Below are 19,475 nucleotides of genomic sequence, written 5' to 3'. Positions count from 1 at the left end.
ATCACATGGTGTCTATGGCAACGACGCCCCGACGTACCGCGCCGATGGCCCGTTTGGCCGTGGCGCGCAACTGCGGCGATGGCGCAGCGGTGCGCACCTGGTCCAGCAGATCCAGCACCTGACGACACCAGCGCACGAAATCGCCTGCGGGCAAAGCATTTCCATTGCCGTTGTCGGACATCAACAGCGCCGCGGTCAGGTCTCCGTAGGTCGCCCAGCTGTACATCGCTGCGGCGAACCCGGCGTCGGGTTCCCGGCTGAACGGCAGCCGATGCCGACGCTCGTCACCCCGGATGTCGGTCCACAACCGGCGGGTCTTCGCCAGCGCCCGCCGCACCTCGTCGGTGACCTGCTCGGAGCCCGGCGGCACCGTCGGGCCGTCACCGCGCGACTCGAAAAGCACGGCCGACAGCACCGCGGCCAGCTCGGCCGGGTTGAGTCCGTCCCACGCACCGCCCCGTAGGCACTCGGCGACCAGAAGGTCACTCTCGCTGTAGATCCGGGCCAGCAGGCGGCCGTCGTCGGTGACCGCGGGTTCGCCCTCGGCCCCCTCGATGAAACCGCGCTCGCTGAGCAGCGCCGTGATCCGGTCGAAGGTGCGAGCCAGCGAGTTGGTGGCCGCCGCGACTTTCTGCCGGGTCTGGTCGTTGTCACGTTCGATGCGTAGATAGCGCTCGGCGGCACGCACTTTGGCCTCGCGGTCGGGCAGCTGATGTGCGGGGTGGCGGCGCATCTGCTCGCGCAGACCCGCCAATTCCGGATCGATATCCGGCGTCGTTGCTTCCCCGGCACCGCGGCTGCGCCGCACTGACGGCACGTCGAGCGCTTCGGCCGCTGACAGCAGCGCCGACGCCAGGTCGCGGCGCACCTTCGGCTGCCGGTGTTCCACTCGCTTGGGCAGCGACATGCTGCCCAGACGCTGTGATGTGCCCGCGTAGTCGGCAGCGGAAATCCTTCCCGCCCAGCGATGTTCGGTGAGCACCAGCGGCCTGGGGTCGTCGGCATCGAATGCCGGCTCCAGCACCACGGCCAATCCGCTGCGGCGGCCGAGGCCGATGGCGATGACGTCGCCCCGCTTCAGCGCGGCCAGCGCGTCGTTGATGCCCTTGCGCCGCGTCAGGCGGCCGGCCCGGGACTGCGCCCGCTCACGTTCGGTGATGCTCGCCCGCAGCCGGGCGTACTCCAGCACGGACTCCCAGTCGTCACCCTGCGCTGAATCCGAACTCTCGCGTTGCTCGGCTGCAATCTCGGCGAGCATCCGCTCACCGCGCTTGATGCCGCGCACCAGTCCGGTGACCGACCGGTCCGCCTGGTACTGCGCGAACGACTGCTCGAGCAGCCGGTGCGCCGCCGCCGGCGTCATGTGCTGAACGAGATTGATGGTCATGTTGTACGACGGCGCAAAGGAACTGCGCAGCGGAAACGTTCGCGTCGACGCCAGGCCGGCGACCTGGGCGGGGTCGGCCATCTCGTCGGTGGCATGCCACAGCACGACAGCGTGGCCCTCGACGTCGATACCGCGGCGCCCGGCACGGCCGGTCAGCTGGGTGTACTCCCCCGGCGTCAGCGGGGCGTGTTGTTCGCCGTTGTACTTGACCAGCCGCTCGAGCACGACGGTGCGGGCCGGCATGTTGATACCCAACGCCAGGGTCTCCGTGGCGAACACGGCCTTCACCAGCCCCGCAGTGAACAACTCCTCGACGGTGTGCCGGAACACCGGCAGCAGGCCGGCGTGGTGGGCGGCCAGGCCGCGCAGGAGCCCTTCGCGCCACTCGTGATAGTCGAGCACCGCCAGATCGGACTCGGCCAGATCGGCGCAGCGCCGGTCGACGATCTCGGCGATCCGGTCGCGTTCGGCCTTGTTGGTCAGCCGCACCGCCGACCGCAGGCACTGCTTGACCGCGGCGTCGCAGCCGGCGCGGGAGAACACGAACGTGATGGCCGGGAGCAGGCCGGCCTGATCCAGCGTGCTGATCACATCGGGACGGCTCGGTGGCCGGTACATCGCGGGCCGGCCGCCAGAACGTCCGCGTCCGTCTCCGCTTCGCCCCCGCGGCTGCCAGTCCATCAGCCGGTCCGCCTCGCGGCGGTGCGCGATGTGCCGCAACAACTCCGGGTCGACGCGAGCAGCCTGTTTGCCCGAGCCCTTACTGCCACCTGCCCCCTTGGACAAGTCGAACAGGTCGAAGAGCCGCTTGCCCACCAGCATGTGCTGCCACAACGGGACCGGGCGATGTTCGTCGACGACGACCGTGGTGTCACCGCGGACGGTCTGGATCCAGCCGCCGAACTCCTCGGCGTTGCTCACCGTCGCCGACAGGCTGACCAACCGCACTTCCTCCGGCAGGTGCAGGATCACCTCTTCCCACACCGCGCCGCGCATGCGGTCGGCCAAGAAATGCACCTCGTCCATCACGACGTAGGACAGGCCGTGCAGCGCAGGGGAATCGGCGTAGAGCATGTTGCGCAGCACTTCGGTGGTCATCACCACGATGTCGGCGTCACCGTTGATCGCCTGGTCACCCGTGAGCAGGCCGATGCGGTCAGGCCCGTAGCGGGCCACCAGATCGTTGTGCTTCTGGTTGCTCAGCGCCTTGATCGGCGTGGTGTAGAAACACTTCCGGCCGGCGGCCAGCGCCAGATGCACGGCAAACTCGCCGACGACGGTCTTGCCGGCACCGGTCGGGGCGCAGACCAGGACGCCGCGACCGTTCTCGAGCGCCACACAGGCCTTTGTCTGGAAATCGTCCAGGGTGAACGACAGGCCCGCGGCGAAGTCGCGCAGCTGCGGGCCGGGCTCGGTTTCGACGGATACGGCCGCGCCCGTCGGGATCGGCGGCTCCGCCGCCCGAAACTCAGGTGGCGTCGTCATCGATGGTCAGCCGGGTCGGGGCGGGCACGGCAGATGGCGCATCGATGGGTTCCACCGACCCGATCGGGGCGGCCTCGTCGTCGGGAACGGCCTCGGCTTCGAGCCGGGCCTTGCGCCGGTCGTGGAGCCGAGCGACCTGGATCGACAGCTCCAGCAGGACCGTCAACGCCAGGGACAGCGCCAACATGGAGAACGGGTCCGAGCCGGGCGTCACGAACGCGGCGAACACGAACAAGCCGAAGATCAGGCCGCGGCGCCAGGCCTTGAGCTTGTCGTAGGTGAGCACTCCGACCAGGTTCAGCATGATGATCAGCAGCGGAAACTCGAAGCTGATGCCGAACACGATCAGCAGATTGATCAGGAAACCGAAGTACTGCTCACCCGACAGCGCGGTGATCTGGACATCGCTACCGACGGTCAGCAGGAACGACAGCGCCGTCGACAGCACGACGTACGCCATGACCGCGCCCGAGACGAAGAGCAGCGCGCCGACCCCGACGAACAGCGACGCGAACCGGCGTTCCTTCTTGTACAGGCCGGGGGTGATGAACGCCCAGATCTGGTAGAGCCACACCGGGCAGGCCATGACGACGCCCGCCGCCATGCCGACCTTGAGGCGCAGCATGAACTGGTCGAACGGCGCCGTCGCGAGCAGCCGGCACGCGCCGTCCGGAGCGATGGACGCACGTGATGAGGCAGGGAGCGAACAGTACGGGCCGCGGAGCCAGTCACCGAGGCTCGGTAATCCGAAGAAACTGTGCTCGTACCAGAGGAAGCCGACGACTGTGGTCAACAAGATCGCGATGACAGCGATCAGCAGACGGGTCCGGAGCTCTTCGAGGTGATCGACGAGCGACATGGTGCCGTCAGGATTGACCCGCGACCGTCGACGGCGCGGGTCAAGCTTTCGGAGAATTCCAGGTGCTGGCACGTGTGTATGTAGGAGCCAACCGCCGCGTGCGCTGGGCCTGCGGCGGGATCACGGCAATGGTCAGGCCGGGTGCTTGTCGGTGGCGTCCGGCGCCGGCTGCGGTGCGGGTGCCGGATTCTCGACGCGCTCAGCAGTGATGGGCCTCGGACTTGGGTGTGCGCCGGGCTGCACGGTCGATTCCCCGGAACCGTCCGACTGCATCTCCTTCAATTCGGACTTGAAGATGCGCATCGACTTACCAAGCGAACGCGCGGCGTCCGGCAGCTTCTTCGCGCCGAAGAGCAGCACGAACACCGCGATGACGATCAACCAGTGCCACGGTTGCAAACCGCCCAATTTGGGTCACCTCCAGATGTTGAGGCCGAGTCTACTCGCCGAGACCCGGTTCATATGCCGCCAGCGCCGCTACCGCGGACTCCCGCACGCGGTCGGCGAGCGCCGGCGGGTCCAGGACCCGGACCGCTGAACCGAAACCGAGCACGAAACGGGCCATCCACTCGTCCGACGCGTAGGTCATGGTGGCTTCCCAGCTGCCGTCGGGAATCTCTCGCTGCACCGCCAGCGGGTAGTAGTCGAACATCCACGACGCCGACGAATCGATCAGCAGCGTCGCCACCGGCAAGCTCGGGTCCGCGGTCTCCGGGGAGAACAGCGACGTGTCGGGCTCGGCCTGCACTGCGGGCGCCGGGGGTGCCGCGGGTTCGTCCAGGGCGGTGGCGTCGACGATCCGGTCGAAGCGGAACAACCGCACGCCCTCGGCGGTGCGACACCACGCCTCCAGGTAGCTGTGATCGCCGATGAGCGCCACCCGGATCGGGTCGACGACTCGCTGCGAGATGGTGTCGTGTGAAGCGGAGTAGTACTCCAGGGACAAGGCCCGCTTGTCCCGGACCGCGGCCCGCACCGCCGCGGTGGCCTTGTTCTCGACATCTCCGGTGACTTCTGGCGCCGGGACCGCCGCCGCGGTTGCCCCGGCGGTACCGGCCGCGGCCTCGATCTTGGCGATGACGCTGCGTGCCACGTCGGGGTCGACGACGCCGGGTACGTCGACCAGCGCGCGCAGCGCCATCAACACGCCGGTGGCCTCCGGCGAGGTGAGCCGCAACGCGCGGTCCATCCCGGCCGAGAAGATCACCTCGATGGTGTCGCCCTCGAAGTCGAGGTCGATCAATTCGCCGGGACCTCCGCCGGGCAGCCCACAGACGAACAGCTGCCAGAGGTCGGCCTCCAACTGCTTGCGCGTCACGCCCAGATCGGCAGCGGCCTTGGTGTGGCTGACGCGCGGGTTGGCCTGGAAATACGGGACCATGTTCAACAGCCGCACGAGGCGGGTGGACACGTTACTCATGATTGAAGGCTCTCCCCCGCCTGCGCACGTAACCGACCGATCACGTTGTCCCGCAAAGACTTCGGCTCCAGCACCACAGCGTCGGCACCATAGCCGGCGATCTCACGGGCCAGCCGGTCCACCATGCCGATGTCGACGACGATCTCGTCGCCGTCGCGCCCCCCGCGCGCGCTGGGTGACGTGGCGACGGCCTGCCGGCGCAACGCCGTCGCACGGCCCGCGGCCACCCAGATCCGGGCCTGCTCGCCGGCCGGCCATTCCGCGACCGCGCGGTGCACGATGTCCCGCAGGTTGACGCCGTCGGGCCGGGTGAACGCGCGGTCGGGCCCCACGGCGCGCACTCCGTCGGCGATGCGGGACACCCGGAAGGTGCGCGCGTCGTCGCGGTCCCGATCGTGGCCGACGACGTACCAGCGGCCGCGGTAGGTGACCACGCCCCACGGCTCCAGCGTCCGGTCGACGTACGGCGCGCTCCGGTTGGGGCGATGTGCGAACTGCACTGCGCGACCGGAGTCGATGGCGGACAAGAGAATTCCCAATGCCTCTTCGGAGCCGCGCAGCCCCGGGGTGGCGCCGGTGGTGATCGCGACACCGGCATCGGGCGCGTCGACGTCCACGCCCGCCGCGCGGAGCTTGAGTAGCGCGCTCTGGGTGGCGGTCACCATCTCCTGCGACTCCCAGAGCTGGGTGGCGATCGCGACGACGGCCGTCTCGTCACCCGTCAGTTCGACCGGCGGCAGCTCGTAGGCGGTGCGGTTGATGCGGTATCCGTCGTTGACGTCCATCATCGAGGCGCGTCCGGTCTCCAGCGGGATACCGAGGTCACGCAGCTCGTTCTTGTCCCGTTCGAACATCCGGGAGAACGCCTCGTCGGTCGGCGGGTCCTGGTAGCCGGTGACGTTGGCCCGGATCTGCTCCGCGGACAGGTAGCTACGGGTGGACAGGAGCGCAATGACGAGGTTCATCAACCGCTCAACCTTGGACGTCGTCACGACCAACAGACTAAGTGGTTGCTGTGGGCCGGCAGCTCACCGCCGCGCCTACATACGCGACGGCGCCTGTCACATGCTGGCGATCAGCCGGTTCACCCGCTCGTCGACCGACCGGAACGGGTCCTTGCACAGCACCGTGCGCTGCGCCTGGTCGTTGAGCTTGAGGTGCACCCAGTCGACGGTGAAGTCACGCCCGGCTTCCTGTGCGGCCGTGATGAATTCGCCGCGTAGCTTGGCCCGGGTGGTCTGCGGCGGGATGTTGACCGCTGCGTCGATCTCCTCGTCGGTGGTGATCCGGGCGGCCAATCCCTTGCGCTGCAACAGGTCGAACACCCCGCGTCCACGCTTGATGTCGTGGTACGCCAGATCCAGCTGGGCGATCTTGGGATCGGACAGCTCCATGCTGTAGCGATCCTGGTAGCGCTGGAACAACTTCCGCTTGATCACCCAGTCGATCTCCGTGTCGACCTTGGCGAAGTCCTGGCTCTCGACGGCGTCGAGCTGGCGGCCCCACAGGTCGACGACCTGCTCGAGCTGCACGTTGGGCTCCCGGGTCTGCAGGTAATCCACGGCGCGCGAGTGGTATTCGCGCTGGATGTCCAGTGCCGAGGCCTGCCGTCCACCGGCCAGTCGCACGGCGCGGCGTCCGGTCAGGTCGTGGCTGACCTCGCGGATGGCCCGAATCGGGTTGTCCAGCGAGAAGTCCCGGAACGGGACGCCCGCCTCGATCATCTCCAGTACCAGCGAGGCGCTGCCCACCTTGAGCATGGTGGTGGCCTCGCACATGTTGGAGTCGCCGACGATGACGTGCAGCCGGCGATACTTCTCGGCGTCGGCGTGCGGCTCGTCACGGGTGTTGATGATCGGCCGGGACCGGGTCGTGGCGCTGGAGACGCCCTCCCAGATGTGCTCGGCGCGCTGGCTCAGACAGAACGTCGCGGCCTTCGGGGTCTGCAGCACCTTGCCGGCACCGCAGATCAACTGACGGGTGACCAGGAACGGCAGCAGCACATCGGAAATCCGGGAGAACTCGCCGGCCCGCACGATCAGGTAGTTCTCGTGGCAGCCGTAGGAGTTGCCGGCCGAGTCGGTGTTGTTCTTGAACAGGTAGATGTCGCCGCCGATGCCCTCGTCGGCCAGCCGCTGCTCGGCGTCGACCAGCAGGTCTTCCAACACGCGCTCGCCCGCGCGGTCGTGGGTGACGAGCTGCGCGAGGTTGTCGCATTCGGCAGTCGCGTACTCGGGGTGGCTGCCCACGTCGAGGTACAGGCGTGCACCATTTCGCAGGAAGACGTTGGAGCTGCGCCCCCACGACACCACTCGCCGGAACAGATACCGCGCTACCTCGTCAGGGCTGAGTCGGCGGTGACCATGAAACGTGCAGGTCACGCCAAACTCGGTCTCGATTCCCATGATCCGTCGCTGCACATGATCGAGCTTACGGGTTGGGAAGAACTATTAGGTGGGCAACGGGCCGGGCTTCACCCGAGAGATACCGGCGGCCTGCCGCGCGGCCCGCACGAAGGCGGCCCTGGTCGTGTCGATTCCGTCGAGGTAGCCACCCACCAGTGCGGCGTCCCGCAGCAATACCAGCGACGCCGCAATCTGCTCAGGATTGTCCCGTCCGCCGGCCGCTTCCTGCAGCGCACCGCGAAACCAGTTGCGATGCGCCGCGATGAGTTGCCGAACCGGACTGTCCGGCGCGGGGTACTCCGCCGCGGCGTTGATGAACGGACAACCCCGGGTGTGGTACCGCCCGATGTCTTCGGCGATGCCGTCGATCACCAGTTCCAGCATGTCGGTGTCAGGCCCGGCATCGGCGGCGGCATCACGGAAGTAGCCGCGGATGGTCTCGTCCTCGAGCCCGAGGTACGCCTCGACGAGGCCTTCCTTGCCTTTGAAGTGCCGGTACATGGTGGCGCGCGTGACGCCCGCTTCGGCGAGAATCCGGTCGACGCCGACCGCGTGGATTCCTTCGCGATAGAACAGCTCCGCCGCAACCCGGAGCAGTCGCTCGCGTGGGCGCCGGGCCGGTTCGGCGGTGTCCATGACGCCATCCTAGCCATGAGGCAGAACGTTCTTTCTGATTTAGGGAACACATCGGGACGGGCACTGGTTCACAGTGAGAGAAAGACCGTTCTATCTACCCCAAGGAGACGTTCAGATGCCCACCACGATCACCCCTCGCGAACAGGCCGACATCGACCGCGCCAACACCTCCGGGCAACAGCCCGTCGTGTTCGTACACGGCTTGTGGCTACTGCCGACCAGCTGGAACGACTGGCGTGCGCTGTTCGAGGAGCACGGCTTCGTGACCTTGGCCCCCGGCTGGCCGGATGACCCGGCGACCGTGGCCGAAGCCCGCCGCGATCCATCGGTGTTCGCGCGCAAGAGCATCGGCGAGATCACCCGGCATCACGCCGACGTCATCCGCGCCCTGGACCGCAAACCCATCGTCATCGGCCACTCGTTCGGCGGCTTGATCGCCCAGAAGCTCGCCGGCCTGGGGCTGGCCGAGATAGCGATCGCGATCGATCCGGCGCCGTTCCGCGGCGTGCTGCCGCTGCCGGTATCGGCACTGCGCGCAGCCTTCCCCGTCCTCAAGAACCCGGTCAACCGCGGACGGGCAATCACCTTGACCCCCAAGCAGTTCCGGTTCGCGTTCGCGGGCGAGGTCTCCGAACAAGAAGCGAGCAGCTTGTACGAGCGCCACTCGGTCGCCGGCTCCGGTGTGCCGCTGTTCCAGGCCGCGACCGCCAACTTCAACCCTGCCACCGAGGCCAAGGTGAACACCAAGAATCCCGAACGCGGTCCGCTGCTCATCATTTCGGGAGAGAAGGACAACACGGTGCCATGGGCGGTCGCCAACGCCTCCTACAAGCGGCAGAAGAAGAACCCGAATGTCACCGAGATCGTCGAGATTCCGGGACGCGGACACTCGCTGACCATCGACAGCGGCTGGCGCGAGGTGGCCGACGTCGCACTGAATTTCGTCCGGCGCTTCTGACTCAGAAATGGTTCTGCCCGCCCCCCTGATCGGGGGCGGGCAGAACCAGGCCGGGTCGCAGGAATCAGAACGGCGTGTCCAGAGCGCCCGCGCTCTGGTTGGCCTCGTCGTGGTTGGAGAAGTGCTCTCCCAGCGCATACGACGAGTGCGGGTCGGTCCCGCCCGGCACCAGGGGGTCAGTGTCCGCGCTGGCGATCGGCGCCAGCAGCAGGGCGCCGGCGATGCCGGCCACGGCCAGTCCGGGGGCGATGAACTTGATCGGGTTCTTCATGATCGGCGCTTTCTGTCGGAGTGCTCGTCCGTTCTCGGACTGCATTCATCGTCTGCTCCGACCAGGTGAAAGTCGCTACTGCAGGCACCCGTTCCGTATTGCAGCTAGCCGGAAGACGCAACTGGGTGCCAGCGGTGAGGACAACGCGGCCCCGCGGGACGAGCCTGGCCGCATGATGATCAATCGACGCACGATGCTCGGCGGAGCGGGCGCAGTCGGCGTCACCGCCATCGCCGGCGCGGGCGCCGGCCGCGCGTTCTCATCCCCTTTGGCGCGCACCAACGTCCAGGAAGCAACCATCACCGAAGACGCCGCCCGTTTCGGCAATCCCCGCATCCCGGCCGAACTGGACACGGCGCAGCCGCACGTGTTTCGCCTCGGTGCGCTACCGCCCAGCGAGTTCGACGGCGGGACGTTGCGCCAGGTCTCCGAAGGAGATTGGCCGATATTGATGGGGCAGGAAGCCAGCGTGGTGATGGTGACGCTGCACCCCGGCGGAATCCGCGAACCACACTGGCATCCGAGCGCCTGGGAGCTCAACATCATCACCCATGGGGTGGTGACGTGGACTGTGCTCGATCCGCAGGGGCACTCCGAGCACTTCGAAGCCACCGTCGGTGATGTGGTGTTCACGCCCCAGGGTTCATTGCACTACTTCGAGAACAAGGGCACCCAGGACCTGAGCTTGCTGATCGTGTTCAACGCCAGCACCCAGGAAGGCGCGGACGAAATCGGCATCGGCGCATCGATCAGCAAGCTGCCGCCCGACGTTCTCGGCGTCGTGTTCGGCGTGCCCGCAGACACTTTCACCAAGTTGAAGAAGATCGACCAGTCGCTGACCATCGTCAAGCGGCCGACCAGCTGAGCCGCCTCACGCCAGCGACAGGAACAGCTTCTCCAGCTCGGCCTCGGTCATCGGCGACCGGCCATCTTCGGTGCCGCCGGTGAGGCATTCACGCAGCCCGGTGGCAACGATCTTGAACCCGGCGCGGTCCAGCGCCTTGGATACCGCCGCGAGTTGCGTGACGACATCCTTGCACTCCCGGCCCTGTTCGATCATCGAGATGACACCGGCCAACTGCCCCTGCGCCCGGCGCAACCGGGCCAGCACCGCGGCCATGGCCTCTTCATCACCAACCATGTCGCACCTACCTTTCATTACGCTGCAGCCAACTGCCCGCAATACCCCACAGGGTATCAGCGGGCCAGCCGACGCGGCGCCACAATCCCATGGCGCCCGCCACTTCCTACCGCCAGAACTTCAGGCGGGACGGCCGATCGGCCTTGGGGTGGCCGTCACACCACTGACTGGCGGGCACTGCCGCCTTGACGGCGTCCACGTGCATGCCGCAACCCGACCAGGTGGTCTTGCCGCACACCGAACAACGTTTGGGTTGACACATGTTTGAACCTTTCACTGACGAGTCCGCAGACCGCTCCCCTTATTTATACATACCCCATGGGGTATAGGTCAACGTCGTTGTGCACCACGTCACGCGCGCAGTAATACCCTAGGGGGTATGGTACGTTGACCTCGCTGGGTATACCCATCGGGGTATATGGGGGCGCGACCGCGATGCGGCCGACACGCTTGCCCTGCCCACGCGACAAGCAGCCCACCGGCGAAGGGATACGACGATGCCAACCGTCCTGGCGAGAATTTGGGCGCCCACCGTGGCTGTGGTGGCCGTTGCGCTCGGCGCCGCGGCAGTCACGCAACTGCGTGGCGCTTTCGGCTCCGAGCCGATCTTCACCGCGACCGCAAGCAGCGCGGCACCACTCGAGCCCACGCACGTCAAGCGCGTGGTCTACGAGGTTTTCGGGGCCAGTGACACCGCCGGCAGCGTCAACTACCTCGATCAGAACGCGCAGCCCGTGCAGGCGAGTTTCCACGGCCTGCCGTGGACCGTCACGGTCGACACCACCGCGCCGGCCACGATCGCGAGCGTGGTGGCGCAAGGCGATGGCGGCCGGCTCGGGTGCCGGATCACAGTCGACGGCGAGGCCCGCCAAGAACATGTCGTGACCGGGCCCCCGGCCGCACAGCAAGCCCAAACCTCGTGTCTGGTCAAGAACGCATGAGCGGCGACCACAACACGCGGCCGGCATATATGCGCTTCATCCGGCGGTTCGCCTGGCCGATCATCATCGGCTGGCTGCTGCTGACCGTCGCCATGAATGTGCTTGTGCCGCAGATCGAGTCGGTGGCCCGCAACCATGCGGTCACAATGTCGCCGCAGGATGCCCCGGCGTTGATCGCCGCCAAGCAGATCGGCGCGACATATCATGAGTCGGATTCCGACAGCATCGCGATGATCGTCCTGGAAGGCGACCAGAAACTCGGCGCCGAAGCACGCGGCTACTACGACGTGCTGGTGCAGGCGCTGCGGGCGGATACCAAGCACGTGCAGCACGTCCACGACATCTGGGGTGATCCGCTCACCGCAGCAGGGGTGCAGAGCCGCGACGGCAAAGCCGCCTATGTGCAGTTGAATCTCGCCGGTGACCAGGGCAGTACGCTGGGAAATGAGTCGGTCGACGGGGTGCGCGAAATCGTCAGCCGCGCAACCCCTCCCCCAGGCCTCAAGGCCTACGTCACCGGCCCCGCGCCACTGACCACCGACATGAACGAAGCCGCCGACAAGAGCATGCTCGTGATGATGGCCGTGACCGGCGTGGTCATCATCGTCATGCTGGCCCTGGCCTACCGCTCCGCGGCCACCGTGGCGCTGGTGCTGGTCATGGTCGGCTTCGAGATGGGCACCGCCAGAGGCTTGGTCGCGCTGCTGGGAGACCACAACCTGCTGAACTTCTCGACGTTCGTTGTCGCCATGCTGTCGTCGCTGGCCATCGCCGCCGGGACCGACTATGCGATCTTCCTGGTGGGCCGGTACCACGAAGCACGCCAAGCCGGGCAAGACCCGGAGACGGCCTACTACACCATGTTTCGCGGTACCGCCCACATCATCTTGGGTTCGGGACTGACCATCGCCGGCGCCACACTGTGCCTGCATCTGGCGCGGCTGTCCTACTTCAAGGCGTTGGGCATTCCCTCCGCGCTCGGACTGATCGTGGTCGTCGCGGGCGCGCTGACCGCCGCGCCGGCAGTCGTGGCCGTCGCCACCCGCCGCGGCCTGCTCGAGCCGAAACGGATGACCAAGACCAAGGGCTGGCGTCGGATCGGCACCGCCACGGTCCGGTGGCCTGCACCGGTCTTCGTGGCGTCCCTCTTGGTTGCCCTCGTCGGAATCATGTTCATGCCCACTATGAAACTGAGCTTCAACGATCGCTTCTATATCCCCCGCGATCTTCCGTCGAACGTCGGATACGAGGCCGCCGAGCGCCATTTCAGTGCTGCCACAATGAATCCCGACATTCTGATGGTCGAGGCCGATCACGACATGCGCAACAGCGGTGACATGATCATCCTGGACAAGCTGGCCAAGGACATCTTCAAGCTGCCGGGAATCGCGATGGTGCAGAGCATCACTCGGCCATTCGGCGGCCCGACCGAGCACACGTCGATCCCGTTCCAGGTCAGCGCCCAATCGATTCCGATCCAGCAGAACCTGCAGATCATGAAGGACCGGATGGGCGACATCCTGAAGATGAGTGACGATCTCGGCGGTCTGATCGCGCCGATGAAGCGACTGCAGACGCTGGTCGACCAGATGAGTGACTCGACGCAGCACCTGGCCGCCGACGTCCACCAGATGCACGCCACGCTCGACGAACTCCGTGACCATCTGGCCGACTTCGACGATTTCGCCAGGCCGCTGCGCAACTATTTCTACTGGGAGCAGCACTGCACCGACATTCCCGTGTGTGCGGCAACCAGATCGGTCTTCGACGCGATCGACAATGTGGACACGTTCAGTTCGGACATGACCACGCTGGGCACCGACATGGACCACACCGTCGCCCTGCTGCCCCAGATGAAGGCGCAGTTCCCGCCGATGATCGCCACGGTGGAGTCCATGCGCGGCACGCTACTCACGCTGCACAGCACCTTCTCCGGCCTGATCACCCAGATGTCCGCCATGACCGACACCGCCGGCGCCATGGGCCAGGCCTTCGATGCGTCCCGCAGCGGAGACTACTTCTATCTGCCGCCAGAAGCGTTCGAGAACGCGGACTTTCAGCGGGGCCTGCGACTCTTCCTCTCACCGGACGGCAAGGCCGCACGTTTTATCATCACGCACGCCAAAGACCCGGCAACCCCGGACGGCATCGACGCGGTCATGCCGACACTCGACGCGGCACATCAATCCGTGAAGGGATCGTCGCTCACCGACGCCAAGTTCTATCTCGCCGGCACCGCGGCGATCTACCGAGACATCCAGTCGGGCTCTCAGTACGACCTGTTGATCGTCGGGGCTGCCGCCTTGACGTTGATCTTCGTCGTCATGCTGCTCATCACCCGGGCACTGGTCGCGTCGCTGGTGATCGTCGGCACGGTGCTACTGTCGCTCGGCGCGGCGTTCGGACTGTCGGTCCTGGTGTGGCAGGACCTGCTGGGGCTCGAATTGAACTGGATCGCACCTGTTTTCGGCCTGATCATCCTGCTGGCGGTCGGCTCCGACTACAACCTGCTGCTGGTCTCCCGGTTCCAGGAAGAAATCGGCGCCGGGCTGAAGACCGGCATCATCCGCTCCATGGGTGAGACCGGCAGCGTGGTCACGACCGCTGGTCTGGTGTTCGCTTTCACCATGATGTCGATGGCCGCGAGCGACCTGAGCTCGATCGGTCAGGCCGGCACGACCATCGGGCTGGGCTTGTTGTTCGACACGCTGATCGTTCGGTCGTTGATGACGCCGTCGATCGCCGCGCTGCTGGGCCGGTGGTTCTGGTGGCCACTGCGGCCGGGCTCCAAGCCCGCCGTGTCGTCCGAACAGCAGTCCGCACTGCCCGTGGGCTGACCAGTCAGCCGGCGCTCAGCCGCCCGGTGTCCGCGCCAAGATCGCCAACAGCAGCTCGGCGCGGACCCGGGCGACCGCCAGGTCGCAACCAAGCAGGGCCTCTGCGGTTTCGATGCGCTTGCGCATCGTGTGCCGATGGACGCCGACCGCCGCGGCCGCGGATTCCCAGTGGCCGTTGGCTTCCAGGTACGCACGCAACGACGTGAGCAACCCCGTACCGAATTCGGCGTCATGGTCGAGGACGGGAGTCAGCACCGCCGCACCGAGCGCGACCAGCACCTCCCGGCTCTCGCCGAACGCCAGCAGCGTGCTGCCTGCCATCGCGGAGAACTCGAGCGGAGGCCGGCCGCATTCTGCGACCGACGCCGCCAGCCGGGCGTTGTCGACGGCCTCGGCCAGTTTGGCCAGCGGCAGAATTCCGCTGAGCCCCATGCGGATGGTGCGGCGCCGCGATGGATCGATCCGGGCCGCCAGCCCGGCCGCAATCTCCTCGGCCTCCGCTCCCGGCAACAACACCGCCAGCCAGTTGTCGGCGCAATGCACAAAGGTGGGCTGACCGGCCTGGTCCAACTGATCCAGAATTGCCGCGCTCACCTTCTTCAACAGTTGTGCGGTATCAGCTTCGGCGCCCGAGTCCGAATCGGCCGCAGCGACCAGCGCCCTGATGCGGCCCCGCGGATCGGCCGCATGAGACAGTTGCGCCCAGGCCGGCTCCAGGTTGGACACACCGGTGAGAATGAGTCCCAGAGCCTGCTCGTTGAGTCGCTGCTGCGCCTCCTTCAGTCGCACCGGTTTCTCGAAATCCAATGCGAGCAAGGAGTTTGCGTGCCCCAAGAGCACCTGATCGACCGGACTCAGGGCCGTCTCGCTGACCACCCCGAGCACCCCGTGCGAACGGCCCCCGACGCGGATGGACTGCTGCGCGACGGTGACGCCCTCCGCCAGCACCGCGACGGCCGACGCAGCCCCCGACTCGATCGCATCGCGCACCAGGTTGACGGTGGTGACGTTGAGATTGTGTGGGTGGGATGCGATCACCGTGCCCGACGGATCCAGCACCACGACGCTGGCCCGCAAGGCCCGGCCCAGTTCGGCGGCGACCTCTTGAGGGCCGCCGCTGACGACCGCCCGGGTGATCCGCGGCTGCGCCCGGGACGCGCGCAGCACCGCGTCATACTGCAGCGCGGCGATCCGCGAACCGACCCGCTGCACAATGGCCGCAAACGGCGTCCGCAAGGGAATCTCCAACAGCGGTAGCCCCAGCTCCTCTGCGGCGGACACCAATTCTTCGGGCACCTCGTCGAAGGTCAGACCGATACCGAATCCGACTCCGGCAACTCCACTTTCATGGAGCAGCTGGAGATAGCGCCGTCGATCGCGCGCACCCGGCGGCAGACCGATGCCGGTGGTGAGCACCAGCTCGCCACCGGACAGCCACTTGGCCGGATCAGCCAACTCTGTGGTCAGCACCAAGCCGATCTCGCTGCCGAGGCCGGCCGCACCCCCGCGCAGCCGGATCCGCAGATCAGCTTGGTCCAGCACCCATCGCACCGGAACCGTCACCGGGATGAATGTACAGAATGTCGAAAAACTCCGCCAAAAATCCCTGAATTGTCCGATGCTCACCGGTGTGTCCTGGCGCACACTGAGGCCGCCAGAGACGTGACGATCTTCCCAGCAAGAGAGCGACGGTACGAGATGCCCGACGGACTTCTACAGAACTACATCGACGGACAGTTCGTCGATTCGTCGTCGTCGGAGACCATCGACCTGATCAGCCCGGTGGACGGCTCGGTGGTGGGACAGGCACCCGTGTCCAACCGCGCCGACGTGGATACCGCGGTGGCCGCTGCCGAGCGTGCGTTCGCCACCTGGGGTAAGACCACGCCGAGCGTGCGCCAACAGGCCCTGCTGAAGCTCGCCGACGCGATCGAGGCACACAGCGACGAGATCGTCGAGGCGCAGAGCCGCAACACCGGCCAGCTCAAGGCGATGATCGCCGCCGAGGAAGTCGCGGTGAGCGCCGACCAGGTCCGCTTCTTCGCCGGGGCCGCCCGCATGGTCGAGGGACTGTCCGCCGGCGAGTACATGGAGGGCTTCACCTCCTACGTGCGGCGCGAGCCGATCGGCGTCGTAGGTCAGGTGACGCCGTGGAACTACCCGTTCATGATGGCCATCTGGAAGATCGGGCCGGCCCTGGCCGCCGGTAACACCGTCGTCCTCAAGCCGAGCGACACCACACCGGGAAGCACGTTGGTGCTGGCCCGGATCAGCAAGGGCATCCTGCCCGACGGCGTGTTCAACGTCGTGCTGGGCACCGGCGCGACAGGCGCCGAACTGGTCGACCACCCGGCGCTCGGTCTGGTGTCCATCACGGGGTCGGTGCGGGCCGGTATCGCCGTGGCCTCGGCCGCTGCCCAGCAGCTCAAGCGCAGCCACCTCGAACTCGGCGGCAAGGCACCCGCGGTGGTGTTCGGTGACGTCGACATCACCAAGGCCGCAACCGGAATCGCCCAGGCCGCGTTCTTCAACGCCGGCCAGGACTGCACCGCGGCCACCCGGGTGATCGTGCACGAGTCGATCCATGACCAGTTCGTCGACGCGCTCGTCGAGGCCGCCCACGCCCTGCGCCCGGGCCTGCCCGATGATGCCGACGCGTTCTACGGGCCGCTGAACAATGTCAACCATTTCACCGCGGTGAGCCAGAAGATCGCCGCGCTCCCGGAGCACGCCAACATCGTCACGGGCGGAAAGCAGGCGGGCGACAAGGGCTTCTACTTCGAGCCGACCATCATTACCGGGGTACGGCAGGACGACTCCATCGTGCAGGACGAGACCTTCGGGCCCATCCTGACGGTGCAACCGTTCAGCTCCGACGAGCAGGCCATCGGCCTTGCCAACGGCGTCCGCTACGCCTTGGCCTCGAGCGTGTGGACCAAGGACCACGCAACTGCTGAAAAATTCAGCCGGGCACTCGATTTCGGTGCGGTGTGGGTGAACTGCCACATCCCGCTGGTGGCGGAGATGCCGCACGGCGGCTTCAAGTACTCCGGTTACGGCAAGGACCTGTCGATCTACGGCGTCGAGGACTACACCCGGATCAAGCACGTCATGAGTGCCCACGACTGATCCCTGCCCTTCACTTCGCCCGCCGACTCGAACCCACCCTGCCGAACAGGAGCCTTCTCGATGACTGACACTTTCCATCCCCTCGACCCACTGAGCGCACCCGAATTCGCCGAGGTCACCGAAATCCTCGCGACCGCGCACGGTGTCGGGGACGGCTGGCGGTACACCTCCATCGAGATGATCGAACCGGCCAAGGCAGAGGTCGCCGCCTTCGACGCCACCGGCACGGTTCCGGATCGGCGTGCGCTCGCCACGGTGCTCGACACGTCGAACAACCGGACCTACAAGAGCGTGGTGTCGCTCTCGGCCGGGTCGGTGCTGTCGTGGGACCACATCCCGGGGGTGCAGCCCAACTTCACCGTCGATGAATGGGAAGAGGCCGACGAGGTGCTGCGTAAGCACCCGGAAGTCATTGCGGCCCTGGCCAAACGCGGCGTCACCGACATGGATCTGGTGTTCATGGACACCTGGACCTACGGCGACGTCGTGATGCCGGAGAAGTACAAGGACCGCCGCCTGGGCTGGACCGACACCTGGGTGCGAGCCGCCGACGGCGCCAACCCTTACGCCGGTCCGGTCAACGGATTCCACTGCGTCATCGATATGAACACCATGGAGCTGCTGGAGATCGAGGACACCTTCACCGTCGATCGCCCGGAGATGATGGGCGAGTACGTGCCGCAGCACATTCCCGAGCGCATCCGCAACGCGGGCACCCGGGAGCCGTTGCAGCCGCTGAACATCACTCAGCCCGAAGGGGTTTCGTTCACGCTCGAGGGCAACCTGCTGAAATGGCAGAACTGGTCACTGCGCGTCGGGTTCAACTACCGCGAGGGTATGACACTGCACGCCGTGAGCTACAACGACAACGGCAACGTGCGGTCGGTGGCCAACCGCATGTCGTTCGCCGAGATGATGGTCCCCTACCGCGACCATTGCGAAGACCATTACCGCCGAACGGCTTTCGACATCGGCGAGTGGGGCATCGGCTTCATGACGACCTCGTTGGAGCTGGGCTGTGACTGTCTCGGCGAGATTCGGTACCTGGATGCCGTGCTGCACAACAGCAAGGGCGAGCCGTACACCATCAAGAACGCCATCTGCATCCACGAAGAAGACAACGCCGTGCTGTGGAAGCACGTCGACCACCATCACGGCGCAGAGGTGCGACGTATGCGCCGGCTCACGGTGTCGTTCCACGTCACCGTCGCCAACTACGAATACCTCACCTACTGGCGGTTCTACCAGGACGGCAACATCGAATGTGAGGTCCGCGCAACGGGAATCATGGTGGTGAGCAACTTCCCGGAGGGCCAAGCGCACCCGCACGGCACGCTGGTCGACAACCGCACCTATGCGCCGTACCACCAGCACTTCCTGGTGGCCCGTCTGGACCTCGACGTCGACGGCACCGAGAACACGGTGTACGCCACCGAGACCGAGATCGAGCCGATGGGGCCGGACAACCCCTACGGACTGTCGCTGCGGCAGCGCAACACCCCGCTGCGCACAGAGTCCGAAGGCAAGCAGGACATGAACTTCCAGACCCAGCGGGCGTGGAAAGTCGTCAACGACAACGTCCGCAACGGCATCGGCACCGCGCCGGCGTACAAGCTGGTTCCCGGCGGCGCCTTCCCGGCGATGTTCGATCCCGAGTCGCCGATCCTGGCCCGCTGCAGGGCCATCGAACACACTGTGTGGGTCACCCCCAACTCCCCCGATGAGCGCTGGCCCGCAGGCGAATTCGTCACGCAGAGCAAGAAGGACACCGGTCTGCCGATGTGGACCGAGGCCAACCGCTCGATCGAGAACACCGACGTGGTGCTGTGGTACGTGTTCGGCATCCACCACATCACGAGGCCGGAAGACTGGCCGATCATGCCGGCGGACACCGTGAGCTTCTGGCTCAAGCCGGTCGGCTTCTTCGACCGCAACCCCTCGATCGACGTGGCGCCGACGCCGCCGAAGGCGTGCCACATGCCCACCGGATGTGAGGAGAGCTGACC

17 protein-coding genes are annotated in these 19,475 nt (G+C 66.5%); 6 read left to right on the top strand and 11 right to left on the bottom strand.

What is annotated here, in order from left to right; all coding sequences use genetic code 11:
• Window position 1 precedes the first annotated feature (1 nt).
• The 7 genes from AC3WTE_RS00860 to AC3WTE_RS00830 all read right to left on the bottom strand — a co-directional run bounded on the left by AC3WTE_RS00860 (window position 2) and on the right by AC3WTE_RS00830 (window position 8,192).
• Window positions 2-2,872 carry a DEAD/DEAH box helicase gene (locus AC3WTE_RS00860; protein WP_492434870.1) on the bottom strand — a complete coding sequence of 957 codons (2,871 nt, stop codon included), beginning with the start codon at window positions 2,870-2,872 and terminating at the stop codon, window positions 2-4.
• Complete coding sequence (tatC, locus tag AC3WTE_RS00855) at window positions 2,856-3,803, bottom strand: twin-arginine translocase subunit TatC (RefSeq protein ID WP_492434868.1); 948 nt, start codon at window positions 3,801-3,803, stop codon at window positions 2,856-2,858. The genes AC3WTE_RS00860 and tatC overlap by 17 nt, the downstream gene beginning before the upstream one ends.
• A gap of 60 nt (window positions 3,804-3,863) precedes the next feature.
• On the bottom strand, window positions 3,864-4,139 hold the full coding sequence (tatA, locus tag AC3WTE_RS00850; protein ID WP_459369505.1) for a Sec-independent protein translocase subunit TatA: 276 nt from the start codon (window positions 4,137-4,139) through the stop codon (window positions 3,864-3,866).
• 31 nt (window positions 4,140-4,170) lie between these two features.
• Window positions 4,171-5,151, bottom strand: coding sequence for a helix-turn-helix transcriptional regulator (locus AC3WTE_RS00845; RefSeq protein ID WP_492434866.1), 981 nt, complete (start codon window positions 5,149-5,151; stop codon window positions 4,171-4,173).
• Complete coding sequence (locus AC3WTE_RS00840; RefSeq protein ID WP_492434865.1) at window positions 5,148-6,143, bottom strand: helix-turn-helix transcriptional regulator; 996 nt, start codon at window positions 6,141-6,143, stop codon at window positions 5,148-5,150. The genes AC3WTE_RS00845 and AC3WTE_RS00840 overlap by 4 nt, the downstream gene beginning before the upstream one ends.
• 69 nt (window positions 6,144-6,212) lie before the next feature.
• On the bottom strand, window positions 6,213-7,571 hold the full coding sequence (gene pafA, locus AC3WTE_RS00835; RefSeq protein WP_459369502.1) for a Pup--protein ligase: 1,359 nt from the start codon (window positions 7,569-7,571) through the stop codon (window positions 6,213-6,215).
• A gap of 30 nt (window positions 7,572-7,601) precedes the next feature.
• On the bottom strand, window positions 7,602-8,192 hold the full coding sequence (locus AC3WTE_RS00830) for a TetR/AcrR family transcriptional regulator (protein WP_492434863.1): 591 nt from the start codon (window positions 8,190-8,192) through the stop codon (window positions 7,602-7,604).
• Between the two features lie 115 nt (window positions 8,193-8,307).
• Here AC3WTE_RS00830 and AC3WTE_RS00825 point away from each other — a divergent pair, with 115 nt between their 5' ends.
• The gene (locus AC3WTE_RS00825; RefSeq protein ID WP_492434861.1) at window positions 8,308-9,150 is read left to right on the top strand and encodes an alpha/beta hydrolase; all 843 of its coding nucleotides are present in this window, start codon (window positions 8,308-8,310) and stop codon (window positions 9,148-9,150) included.
• A gap of 64 nt (window positions 9,151-9,214) precedes the next feature.
• On the opposite strand, the gene AC3WTE_RS00820 is transcribed toward AC3WTE_RS00825, so the two are convergent.
• A complete protein-coding gene (locus AC3WTE_RS00820; RefSeq protein WP_492434859.1) occupies window positions 9,215-9,421 on the bottom strand; it encodes a hypothetical protein in 207 nt (68 codons plus the stop codon).
• A gap of 172 nt (window positions 9,422-9,593) precedes the next feature.
• Between AC3WTE_RS00820 and AC3WTE_RS00815 the strand changes: the two genes are divergently transcribed.
• On the top strand, window positions 9,594-10,286 hold the full coding sequence (locus AC3WTE_RS00815; RefSeq protein WP_492434857.1) for a cupin domain-containing protein: 693 nt from the start codon (window positions 9,594-9,596) through the stop codon (window positions 10,284-10,286).
• Between the two features lie 6 nt (window positions 10,287-10,292).
• On the opposite strand, the gene AC3WTE_RS00810 is transcribed toward AC3WTE_RS00815, so the two are convergent.
• Together AC3WTE_RS00810 and AC3WTE_RS00805 are read right to left on the bottom strand one after the other, a co-directional pair.
• On the bottom strand, window positions 10,293-10,562 hold the full coding sequence (locus AC3WTE_RS00810) for a metal-sensitive transcriptional regulator (RefSeq protein ID WP_459369497.1): 270 nt from the start codon (window positions 10,560-10,562) through the stop codon (window positions 10,293-10,295).
• A gap of 106 nt (window positions 10,563-10,668) precedes the next feature.
• The gene (locus AC3WTE_RS00805; RefSeq protein ID WP_459369496.1) at window positions 10,669-10,824 is read right to left on the bottom strand and encodes a DUF8730 family Cys-rich protein; all 156 of its coding nucleotides are present in this window, start codon (window positions 10,822-10,824) and stop codon (window positions 10,669-10,671) included.
• Between the two features lie 235 nt (window positions 10,825-11,059).
• Between AC3WTE_RS00805 and AC3WTE_RS00800 the strand changes: the two genes are divergently transcribed.
• Together AC3WTE_RS00800 and AC3WTE_RS00795 are read left to right on the top strand one after the other, a co-directional pair.
• A complete protein-coding gene (locus AC3WTE_RS00800) occupies window positions 11,060-11,503 on the top strand; it encodes an MmpS family transport accessory protein (RefSeq protein WP_492434855.1) in 444 nt (147 codons plus the stop codon).
• The gene (locus AC3WTE_RS00795) at window positions 11,500-14,340 is read left to right on the top strand and encodes an MMPL/RND family transporter (RefSeq protein WP_492434853.1); all 2,841 of its coding nucleotides are present in this window, start codon (window positions 11,500-11,502) and stop codon (window positions 14,338-14,340) included. The genes AC3WTE_RS00800 and AC3WTE_RS00795 overlap by 4 nt, the downstream gene beginning before the upstream one ends.
• Before the next feature lie 15 nt (window positions 14,341-14,355).
• On the opposite strand, the gene AC3WTE_RS00790 is transcribed toward AC3WTE_RS00795, so the two are convergent.
• Window positions 14,356-15,891 carry a PucR family transcriptional regulator gene (locus AC3WTE_RS00790; RefSeq protein ID WP_492435455.1) on the bottom strand — a complete coding sequence of 512 codons (1,536 nt, stop codon included), beginning with the start codon at window positions 15,889-15,891 and terminating at the stop codon, window positions 14,356-14,358.
• Window positions 15,892-16,038: 147 nt separating this feature from the next.
• On the opposite strand from AC3WTE_RS00790, the gene AC3WTE_RS00785 reads away from it, so the two are divergent.
• Both AC3WTE_RS00785 and AC3WTE_RS00780 read left to right on the top strand, forming a co-directional pair.
• Window positions 16,039-17,469 (top strand): aminobutyraldehyde dehydrogenase, encoded by a 1,431-nt coding sequence (locus tag AC3WTE_RS00785; protein ID WP_492434852.1) that lies wholly within the window; start codon window positions 16,039-16,041, stop codon window positions 17,467-17,469.
• Between the two features lie 60 nt (window positions 17,470-17,529).
• On the top strand, window positions 17,530-19,473 hold the full coding sequence (locus AC3WTE_RS00780) for a primary-amine oxidase (RefSeq protein WP_492434851.1): 1,944 nt from the start codon (window positions 17,530-17,532) through the stop codon (window positions 19,471-19,473).
• Window positions 19,474-19,475 lie beyond the last annotated feature (2 nt).

The organism is Mycobacterium sp. FW102-FHT13B02 (assembly GCF_058790275.1).
This window is presented reverse-complemented; position numbering and strand designations above follow the sequence as displayed.

Excerpts from the sequence above, each read along its gene's own strand:
- AC3WTE_RS00795 (WP_492434853.1), top strand. The coding sequence starts at position 11,500 with ATGAGCGGCGACCACAACACGCGGCCGGCATATATGCGCTTCATCCGG.
- AC3WTE_RS00860 (WP_492434870.1), bottom strand. The coding sequence starts at position 2,872 with ATGACGACGCCACCTGAGTTTCGGGCGGCGGAGCCGCCGATCCCGACG.
- AC3WTE_RS00845 (WP_492434866.1), bottom strand. The coding sequence starts at position 5,151 with ATGAGTAACGTGTCCACCCGCCTCGTGCGGCTGTTGAACATGGTCCCG.
- AC3WTE_RS00815 (WP_492434857.1), top strand. The coding sequence starts at position 9,594 with ATGATGATCAATCGACGCACGATGCTCGGCGGAGCGGGCGCAGTCGGC.
- AC3WTE_RS00800 (WP_492434855.1), top strand. The coding sequence starts at position 11,060 with ATGCCAACCGTCCTGGCGAGAATTTGGGCGCCCACCGTGGCTGTGGTG.
- AC3WTE_RS00830 (WP_492434863.1), bottom strand. The coding sequence starts at position 8,192 with ATGGACACCGCCGAACCGGCCCGGCGCCCACGCGAGCGACTGCTCCGG.
- AC3WTE_RS00780 (WP_492434851.1), top strand. The coding sequence starts at position 17,530 with ATGACTGACACTTTCCATCCCCTCGACCCACTGAGCGCACCCGAATTC.
- AC3WTE_RS00805 (WP_459369496.1), bottom strand. The coding sequence starts at position 10,824 with ATGTGTCAACCCAAACGTTGTTCGGTGTGCGGCAAGACCACCTGGTCG.
- AC3WTE_RS00810 (WP_459369497.1), bottom strand. The coding sequence starts at position 10,562 with ATGGTTGGTGATGAAGAGGCCATGGCCGCGGTGCTGGCCCGGTTGCGC.
- AC3WTE_RS00785 (WP_492434852.1), top strand. The coding sequence starts at position 16,039 with ATGCCCGACGGACTTCTACAGAACTACATCGACGGACAGTTCGTCGAT.
- AC3WTE_RS00825 (WP_492434861.1), top strand. The coding sequence starts at position 8,308 with ATGCCCACCACGATCACCCCTCGCGAACAGGCCGACATCGACCGCGCC.
- AC3WTE_RS00820 (WP_492434859.1), bottom strand. The coding sequence starts at position 9,421 with ATGAAGAACCCGATCAAGTTCATCGCCCCCGGACTGGCCGTGGCCGGC.